The 8,656-nt window shown below is 72.9% G+C and carries 8 protein-coding genes; 3 read left to right on the top strand and 5 right to left on the bottom strand.

The genetic code is table 11. The annotated features are described in order from the left end of the window. Nucleotides 1-113: 113 nt before the first annotated feature. Genes ACWGL3_RS28800 through ACWGL3_RS28815 form a run of 4 tightly spaced genes read right to left on the bottom strand, consistent with a single transcriptional unit; the run spans nt 114 to nt 4,330 of the window. Nucleotides 114-974, bottom strand: a complete 861-nt coding sequence (locus ACWGL3_RS28800) for a carbohydrate ABC transporter permease (RefSeq protein ID WP_267949681.1) — start codon at nt 972-974, stop codon at nt 114-116. A gap of 5 nt (nt 975-979) precedes the next feature. After that, nucleotides 980-1,918, bottom strand: a complete 939-nt coding sequence (locus tag ACWGL3_RS28805; RefSeq protein WP_267949680.1) for a carbohydrate ABC transporter permease — start codon at nt 1,916-1,918, stop codon at nt 980-982. 23 nt (nt 1,919-1,941) lie between these two features. Continuing rightward, nucleotides 1,942-3,294, bottom strand: coding sequence for an ABC transporter substrate-binding protein (locus ACWGL3_RS28810; RefSeq protein WP_267949679.1), 1,353 nt, complete (start codon nt 3,292-3,294; stop codon nt 1,942-1,944). A 28-nt stretch (nt 3,295-3,322) separates the two neighbouring features. Next, nucleotides 3,323-4,330, bottom strand: a complete 1,008-nt coding sequence (locus ACWGL3_RS28815; protein ID WP_267949678.1) for a LacI family DNA-binding transcriptional regulator — start codon at nt 4,328-4,330, stop codon at nt 3,323-3,325. 167 nt (nt 4,331-4,497) lie between these two features. Between ACWGL3_RS28815 and ACWGL3_RS28820 the strand changes: the two genes are divergently transcribed. Beyond that, on the top strand, nt 4,498-5,496 hold the full coding sequence (locus ACWGL3_RS28820; protein ID WP_267949677.1) for an ADP-ribosylglycohydrolase family protein: 999 nt from the start codon (nt 4,498-4,500) through the stop codon (nt 5,494-5,496). Beyond that, the gene (locus ACWGL3_RS28825; RefSeq protein WP_267949676.1) at nt 5,486-6,520 is read left to right on the top strand and encodes an ADP-ribosylglycohydrolase family protein; all 1,035 of its coding nucleotides are present in this window, start codon (nt 5,486-5,488) and stop codon (nt 6,518-6,520) included. The genes ACWGL3_RS28820 and ACWGL3_RS28825 overlap by 11 nt, the downstream gene beginning before the upstream one ends. A gap of 420 nt (nt 6,521-6,940) precedes the next feature. On the opposite strand, the gene ACWGL3_RS28830 is transcribed toward ACWGL3_RS28825, so the two are convergent. Beyond that, a complete protein-coding gene (locus ACWGL3_RS28830; protein WP_267949675.1) occupies nt 6,941-7,330 on the bottom strand; it encodes an ArsR/SmtB family transcription factor in 390 nt (129 codons plus the stop codon). A 165-nt stretch (nt 7,331-7,495) separates the two neighbouring features. On the opposite strand from ACWGL3_RS28830, the gene ACWGL3_RS28835 reads away from it, so the two are divergent. Continuing rightward, on the top strand, nt 7,496-8,602 hold the full coding sequence (locus ACWGL3_RS28835; protein ID WP_267949674.1) for an NADH:flavin oxidoreductase/NADH oxidase: 1,107 nt from the start codon (nt 7,496-7,498) through the stop codon (nt 8,600-8,602). The last annotated feature ends 54 nt before the right edge of the window (nt 8,603-8,656 follow it).

Consider the following 8,656-nt stretch of genomic DNA (forward strand, 5'->3'; position numbering starts at 1 on the left):
GGGGCTGCCCGGACGGGCGGGCGCCGAGGCGCCCGGCCGTCCGGGGCCGGACCCGTGCCCTAGGACGGAGGGCGCGGATCCGGCGGCTTCGGGACCCCTCGCGGGGCCCCTGGTCAGTTGGCCATGCCGGTGGACGCGTAGCCCGACACGAAGCGGCGCTGCATGACGAGGAAGACCGCGAGCATGGGCAGCAGCATGATCAGGCCGGCCGCCGCCACCAGGGCGTGGTTCACGGTGAAGCCCTGCTGGAACGAGTACAGGGCGATCGAGACCGGCAGCGCCTCGGAGTCCTGGAGGAACGTCACCGCCAGGAGGAACTCGTTGTACGCCTGGAGCCCCGCGACCAGGCCCGCCGTGAGCAGCCCGGGCCAGATGAGCGGCAGCACGATCCGGAAGAACACGGTGAGCTCCCCCGCGCCGTCCATCCGGGCCGCCGCCTCGTAGTCCGGCGGGATGGCGATGAGGTAGGACCTCAGGAGCAGGGTCGCGAAGGGGCTGTAGATCGCCCAGTAGATGAGGATGAGGCCGAACTGGGTGTCGTACAGACCCAGCCGCGTCCACCACGACAGCAGCGGGACGAGGAACAGCTGGATCGGCAGCGAGGTCACCACCAGCAGGTACATCGTGATCGCCCCGGGAGCGGGGACGTCCAGGCGCACCATGGCGTAGGCGGCGGCGCCCGAGATCAGGCACACGCCGACGGCGGTGCAGGACACGATGACCGCGCTGTTGGCCAGGCCGGTGGCCATGTTCGCGCTCTGCCACGCGGTGGTGAAGTTGTCCCAGGCGGCGTCGGCGGGCAGCCCCATCGGGTTGGTGCTGAGCTCCGCCGGGGTCTTCAGCGCGCTGAAGACCATGACGACGATGGGCCCCAGCGCGTACGCGGCGAGGATCACCAGCAGCAGGTAGGTGAGGGGGCGCCCCCGGTCCAGGAGACGCGCGGCGCGTCTGGCCCGTGTCGGTCGTGCGGGCATCGGGGTCACACCTCCCATCGGAGTCGGCGGCGCAGGACGAGGTAGCCCGCGATGGTGACGGCGCTGATGACCGCCATGACGACGCCCACGGCGGAGGCCACGCCCGCCCGGGACTCGCTGAACGCCGTGCGGTACAGCAGGGTGCTGAGCATGTCCGTGGAACCCGCCGGGCCGCCCTGGGTGAGGATGTAGACGAAGTCGAACACCAGGAACGACCAGATGATCGTCATCAGGAACAGGAAGACCAGGGTCGGCCGGATCCCGGGCAGGGTGACGTGCCAGAACTCCCGGAACCTCCCGGCCCCGTCCAGGCGGGCCGCCTCGTACAGCGACGGGTTGACCGACTGCATGGCGGTGAGGAAGAGCATCACCAGGAAGCCCCACCACTGCCAGTTGTTGATCATCGCGATCGCGCCCAGGGCCAGGTCGGGGTCGCCCAGGGCGTTGACGTCGCCCACCCAGGGCACCCCGAAGGAGGCCAGGGCCGGGCCGATGCCCGCGTCGGGGCTGAGGATCTGGCGCCACACGGCGGCCGAGACGACGGTGGCGACCACGTACGGGATGAAGAACGCGATGCGGAACAGGGTCCGCCCGCGCCGCACGCGGCTGAGCAGGTAGGCGCCGAGCAGGCCCATCCCCATGGGCACCGTCAGGAAGAACAGCGTCCACACCAGGTTGTGGCCGAGGGCCCGGTGGAAGGCCGGGTCGCCGACGAGGGCCTCGTAGTTCGCCGTGCCGACGAAGTCCGGGGTGTTGATCCCGTCCCAGTCGGTGAACGAGTACGCGACCGACATCATCGCCGGACCGGCGATGACGAGGACGTTGACGATGAGGAGCGGGGCGAGGAACAGCAGGCCCGTGAGCCTGCGGTTGGGGCCTCGCCTGCGGGCCGGGGGGCGGGGCGGTCGGACCGCCCCGCCCGTCCCGGTGACAGCGACGGACATCGGGTGGGGTTTCCGGTTTCTCTCTACTGCGGAGTGAACGGCGTCGGCAGGCCGCCGGCGCCCAGCTCCTGCTCGAAGCTGGTCTTGAGGAAGTCCGCGTACGCCGACGGCGACATGTCGCCGGTGATGACGCCGTCGAACTCGGTGTAGAGCGCGGTGTTGGTCTGCGGGGGCAGGAAGGTCCAGCTGGCGTAGCCGATGTTGTCCGACGCGGGGATCTCCTCGTACAGGCGCTGGGCGCGCGGGTCGATGCCCTCGGGGAAGTCGTCGGCGCCGTAGGCGACGGGCGGCGGGTTCTCGCCCTGCTCGGCCAGGTAGCCCAGGGAGCGGGAGGTGTCGCCGACCAGGTGGTCCAGGAAGGCGGCGGCGGTGTCGGGGTCGCTGCTGTCGGAGCTGATGGACAGGGCGGTGCCGATCGCCATCGGGAACACGCCCGGCTCGACGCCCTCGGCGAGCGAGGGCAGGGGCGCCCAGTCCCAGTCCTGCGGGTCGTTGCCGGAGTCGGTGAAGAACGTGCCCATGGAGCTGAAGCTCCACGTGCCGCTCATGTACATGGCGACGTCGCCGTTGGCGATGCCGGTGCACATGTCGGGGTCGGTGTTGGTGAACCAGCGCTCGGCGCCGCCGCCCCACCAGCCCTTGTCGATCTGGGACTTCATCGTCTCCAGGGCGTCGACGACGGCCGCGTCGTTCCAGTCGCGGTCCCCGGTGAGGATCTCGTAGAGGTTCTGGGGGCCCACGGCGGCGTTGAGCACGCAGCTGAGGTACCACTCGCTCTGCGCCGGGTAGCCGCTGTTGCCGGCGCCGACGGGGATGATCCCCTTGGAGTCGGCGTCCTCGCACAGGGCCTCGAACTCCGCCTTGGTCGTGGGCGGGGTCCAGCCGTTCTCCTCGAAGACGGCGCGGTTGTAGTACATCACCAGCGAGCCGTAGGAGGTGGGCACGGACTGCATGGCGTCTTCCACGCGGCTGAGCTGCTGCGCCCAGGGGAGCAGGCGGTCGTTCCAGCCGTACTGGTCGGCGTAGTCGTCCAGGGGGATCGTGCGGTTGCCCTGGGCGTAGGACACCGTGGTCGTCGGGCCGGGCGAGTAGATGATGTCGGGGGCGTTGCCGGAGGAGACGGCGGTGTCGGTCTGCGAGGCCAGGTTGGTGAGCTGCTTGGTGGTCATCTTGACCTGGCGCTCCGACGACTCGTTGAACGTGTCGATGAAGTGGGTGCGGAAGTACTCCTCGGTCTCCGGGGTGGGGAAGGCGCCCCAGTAGTCGATGGCGGAGGAACCCCCGCCGGAGCCGCCGCACCCGGTCAGGAGCCAGGCGCCCGCGAGGGCCCCTCCGGCGAGTTTGAAGGCGTCACGGCGAGGAAGGTGGTGGGTCACAGGGGATCCTTTGGATCGTGCACGGTGTTCAGGTGGATTCGCGGACGATGAGTTTCTGGGGGAGGACGACCTCGCGCGCCCCCTGGGCGGGGCCTTCGGAGAGGCGTTCGAGGATCAGCCGGGCGCAGGTGCGCCCGATCTCCCGGGCGGGGTTGTGGACGGTGGTGAGCGGGGGCGACAGCAGCGACGCCGCCTCGATGTCGTCGAACCCGGTGACCGCGACGTCGCGGGGGACGCTCAGGCCGCGCTCGCGGACGGCGTCCAGGGCGCCCACCGCTATGAGGTCGTTGGCGCAGACCAGGGCCTCGGGCGCCGGGTCGAGCGCGAGGAGGGCGTGGGCCCCCTCCACCCCTCCGGCCCGGGTGAAGGGGCCGGAGACGACGAGGGACTCGTCGAACTCGACCCCGAAGTCGCGCAGGGCCCGTTCGTAGCCCGCCAGGCGGAGCCGTCCCGGTGCGGTGTCCGGGTCCCCGTTGACGAAGCCGATCCTGCGGTTCCCGCGTTCGAGCACGTGGGTGACGGCGTCCGCCATGCCTCCGGTGTCGTCGGCCCGCACGATGTCGCCGAAGCGCGGGTCGAGCTCACCGCTCAGCCGGACCAGGGAGGCGCCGGCGTCGGTGATCGCCGCGTAGTGGCGCTCCTGGGCGGTCAGCGACGCCAGGACGACCCCGTCGACCTTGCGGTCGAGCAGGTGGCGCAGGGCGGCGTCGAGGTCCTCGGAGTTCTCCCGGACGCTGCAGATCGAGATGAGGAAGCCCTGGGGCTGGAGCACGTCCTGGAGCCCGGCCGCCATCTGGGGGTAGAAGGGGTTGGTGACGTCGGAGACCACCAGCGCGACGGCCTCGCTGCGTCCGGTCCGCAGGCCTCTGGCCGAGGGGTCGGGCCGGTAGTCCAGCTCCTGGACGACCCGGAGCACCTTGGCCTTGGTCTTGTCGCTGACCGGGCGCCGCCCGCTCAGGACGTGGGAGACGGTCGTGATGCTCACACCCGCACGCGCCGCGACGTCGGCGATGCCGGCCCTGTTCTCCTTGCTCATCTCTCTCGATTCGCATCGTATGCAAAACGTATTGCAAAAGGGTAGGGTTCATAGTGGCCAAAAACGGTGTGCAGTGTCAAGACGAGTATCCCCCTCCCCCACTCACCAGTTGGAACACGGCGGAGCGCGTCGAACTGCTGTGCGCAAAACGAAGTGAGAGGATGCCGATGGTGACTCGTGATCGGTGCCGCGGGGCCCTGGTGGGCCTGGCGGTCGGCGACGCCCTGGGGGCACCCACAGAAGGCATGACCCCCGATGCCATCCGTGCAGCACACGGGCGTGTGGTGGACTTCCTCGAGGAGGACGCCGCGGGCACCGACGACACCGAGTACGCCGTCCTGTGCGCCCGGGGGCTGCTCGCGCACGGGCACGGCCTCACGGGCGACCACGTCGCCGAGGTGTGGCGGACAGCACTCCTCGCCCAGACCGAGGGGTTCCACGGCGCCGGGTTCAGCGAGATGGTGGCCATCGCCAACCTGCGGGCCGGGCTGCGGCCCCCCGTCAGCGGCGCCGACAGCTACGAGTCCTGGAGCGACGGCGCGGCCATGCGCGTCGCGCCCGTCGGGATCCTCTGCGCCGGCGACCCGGCCGAGGCGGCCCGGCTGGCGCACGAGGACGCCATGGTCAGCCATGACGCCGACGGCGTCCACGGCGCGCGGGCCGTCGCCGCGGCCGTGGCGGTCGCCCTGGTGGCCGAGGGGCCCGACGAGGTCGTGGCGGCCGGGCTCGCGGCCATGCCCGCGGACTCCTGGACCGGGCGCCTCACGAGGCGGGCCCTGGAGATCGCCGGGGCCGCCCCCGACACCGACACGGCCGAACGGGAGCTGTACGCGCAGATCCCGCTCTTCCACTACCCGTGGCCCGACACCGCCCCCGAGGCGGTGGCCCTGGCCTTCGGGCTCTTCGCGGCCACCCGCGGCGCATTCGTCCCCACCGTGCTCGCCGGGGTCAACATCGGGCGCGACTCCGACACCATCGCCGCCATGGCCGGGGCGATGGCGGGCGCGCTGCACGGCGCCTCGGCCATCCCCGCGCACTGGCGGGAGCAGGTGACGAGCGTCTCCGGCCGCTGCGTCACCGTCACCGCAGGAACGGACCTCATCGAACTCGCCGACGCCCTGCACGCCGCCGGGCGCCACCACCAGGAGGTGGACCTTGCGCTCTGAGACCGCGCGCGGAGCCCTGCTCGGGCTCGCGATGGGCGACGCCCTCGGCCTGCCCGCCCAGTTCCACCGGCGTGTCCGCTCCGGGTGGGGGCGCGACATCCTGTGGCAGAAGAACGCCGAGCTCGACGCCCAGCGCGTCTCGCGCCCGCTGCTGCCCTTCGCCCTGAGCGGCGACGAGGGCAGCCCGCTGTCCGGCACCGACGACGCCGAGACCGCGGCGACGGCGGCCCTGGTGCTGCTGGAGGCCGAGGCCCACGACACCGCCTCGCTGTTCGCGCTGTGGCGCGCGCACTACGTGGACACCGAAAATGTGTGGTGCGGCGTCGCCGAGCGCGGCGCGGCCGTCCACGCCCTGCGGGGCGCGGTGCCTCCCACGACGGGCACGGACAACCCCGTGCACTGGGACGACGCCGCGGTCCCGGCGGCCGTGGCGGTCGGGCTGCTGCGCGCCGGGGACGCGGACGCCGCCGCCCTCCTGGCCGGGGACTACGCGAGCATCACCCACTCCCGGGACGGGCTGTGGGCGGCCCGCGCCATGGCCCACGCCGTGGCGTCGCTGGCCGGGGGCGCCCCGCTGGAGATCGCGCTGGCGGGAGCCCGCCGGACCGTGCCCGCGGACAGCTGGCTCGGGCGGGGGCTGGACCGCGCCGACGCGCTGGTCGACGGCGCCGCGGACGCCTTCACGGCGGTGCCGGACCTGGTGGACGCCTTCGGGCGGGCGCGCTACAGCCACGGGGGCGTGGCCCCCGAGACGCTGCCGACGGCGTTCGCGATCACCCGCCTCGTGGGCGGGGACCTCGCCGCGGGGCTCCAGGCCGCGGCGCTCCTGCCCCGGCAGGCCGACAGCATGCCGGCGATGGTCGGCGCCCTGTGCGGGGCGGTCGGCGGCGAGCGGGCCGTCCCGGAGGCCTGGCGCGAGCGCGTCGACCGGTTGGAGGGCGTGCTGCTCCCCCGGGTCGCGGGCGTGCGGCTGACCGAACTGGCCGACCGCCTGGTCGCCGCGGGGGCCGGAGTCCTCCGGTGAGGTGAGCTGGGCCGGGCACCGGTACCGGAGGGCGGATCGGGGCAGGCGTACCCGGCAGCGCGGGGGCGCGCCGGGTATCGGGGGCCGTGCGGGGCGGAGGATCCGTTCCGCACGGCCTTCCGCGTTCCCGGGGCCGCGCCGCTCCCGGGCGGGCCCTCGGCGCGGCTCCGGCGCCGCCCGGCGGTCGCGTGGGCGCGGTCCGGCGGCGGACGCAGTTCGGCAGCGGTGGCCCGACGGGCGCGGTTCGGCCTCCCGAGGGGCCGACCGAAACCGTTTCCGGTGGGACGCGAGAGCCTCTGACCAGGATGATCTTGTACTTATAGACGTTCTCGGCGCCCAACCTCGCTATAGGTACAAGATCACGGCGGAGGGGGTGGGCGGCGACGCCTTCCGGTCACCGCTCCGCTCCCCGGCGGGCCCTCAGCGCTCCCCGTCGGAGGGCGCCGGCACGGCGGCCGCGTCCTCGCGCTCGGCGAGGAGTGCGGCGTTCAGCACCGCGCCGAGCAGCCCCGGCATACGCGTCTCCAGGTCCTCGGTGCGCAGGCGGCTCATCCGCGACGTGCCCTCGTAGTACTGGCGGATGATCCCGGCCTCGCGCAGCACGCGGAAGTGGTGCGTGGACGTGGACTTGCTCACCGGCAGCGCGAAGGCGATGCAGGCCATGTCCTCGTGGCCGTCGGCCAGGTCGCGCACGATGCGCAGCCGCACCGGGTCGGCCAGTGCGTGCAGGACCGCGTCCACCCGGATCTCCCCGGCGCGCGGGTGCTCCAACCGGCGTCCCGGCCTTCTCGTCCCTGCCGTGTCGGCCACAGGACCGCCTCCCTCACTGAGACACCACCCACAAAGTACGAGAATCATCGTAGTTTGACAACCATCGTAATACGATGATTATCGTATGAGTTGGCGGTCAACCCGTGACCGCTCCCGACCCCGGCGCCGCCGGGGTCCCACCCCGCACCACGGGAAGGACCAACCGTGAGCACGTTGTTCACCCCCCTCGTACTGAGGTCGCTGGAGATTCCCAACCGCGCGTGGATGTCTCCGATGTGCATGTACTCAGCAGAGGCCGAGGGTCCCGCCACCGGGGTGCCGACCGACTTCCACCTGGCGCACCTGGCCGACCGGGCCGCGGGCGGTCTCGGCATGGTCATGGTCGAGGCCACCGCCGTGCGCCCGGACGGGCGGATCAGCCCGTGGGACCTGGGCCTGTGGAACGCCCGGCAGGAGGCGGGCCTCGCCCGGGTGGTCTCGGCCGTCCGCTCCCACGGCGCCGTCGCCGCCATCCAGCTCGCGCACGCCGGGCGCAAGGCCTCGGTCGACAAGCCCTGGCTCGGCAGCCGCCCCGTCGCCCCCGCCGACGGCGGATGGGCCACGGTCGGCCCGAGCGCCGAGCCCTTCCACGACCACCCGGCGCCGACCGCGCTGACCGTCGAGGAGATCGGGCAGCTCGTGCGCGACTTCGCCGCGGCCGCCGAGCGCTCCCTCGCCGCGGGGTTCCAGGTCGTGGAGGTGCACGGAGCCCACGGCTACCTCCTCAACTCCTTCCTCTCCCCCGCGGCCAACCACCGCACCGACGCCTACGGCGGCAGCCTGGAGAACCGCATGCGGTTCCCGCTGGAGGTGGTCGACGCCGTACGCGCCGTCTGGCCCGAGCACCTGCCGGTGCTCTTCCGCACCTCCGCCACGGACTGGCTCTCGGAGAACGCCGACGACGCCCGGGAGGGCTGGACCGCCGAGGACACGGTGCGGCTCGCCAAGGAGCTCCAGGCCAGGGGCGTGGACCTGCTCGACGTTTCCACCGGCGGCATGGTCCACGACGCCTCCATCCCCGCCGCGCCCGACTACCAGGTCCCCTTCGCCGAACGGGTGCGCCAGGAGACCGGCCTGCCCACCGCGGCGGTCGGCCTGATCCTGGAGCCCGCCCAGGCGGAGGAGATCGTGGCCTCGGGCCGCGCCGACGCCGTGTTCCTGGGGCGGCAGCTCCTGCGCGAGCCCTACTGGGCCCACCGCGCGGCCGAGGAGCTGGGCGGGGCCTCGCGCTGGCCCGACCAGTACGGGTACGCGGTCGCCCGTCGGCGCTGACCGCGCCCCCGGACCCGCCCGGCGCGGCGCCCCCCCCCCCCGGGGGGCCCCCCC

Source organism: Nocardiopsis sp. NPDC055824, from assembly GCF_053616335.1.

Bases quoted from the DNA above. Each gene is read 5' to 3' on its own strand.
- ACWGL3_RS28800 (WP_267949681.1), bottom strand. From the start codon at position 974: ATGCCCGCACGACCGACACGGGCCAGACGCGCCGCGCGTCTCCTGGAC.
- ACWGL3_RS28815 (WP_267949678.1), bottom strand. From the start codon at position 4,330: ATGAGCAAGGAGAACAGGGCCGGCATCGCCGACGTCGCGGCGCGTGCG.
- ACWGL3_RS28820 (WP_267949677.1), top strand. From the start codon at position 4,498: ATGGTGACTCGTGATCGGTGCCGCGGGGCCCTGGTGGGCCTGGCGGTC.
- ACWGL3_RS28805 (WP_267949680.1), bottom strand. From the start codon at position 1,918: ATGTCCGTCGCTGTCACCGGGACGGGCGGGGCGGTCCGACCGCCCCGC.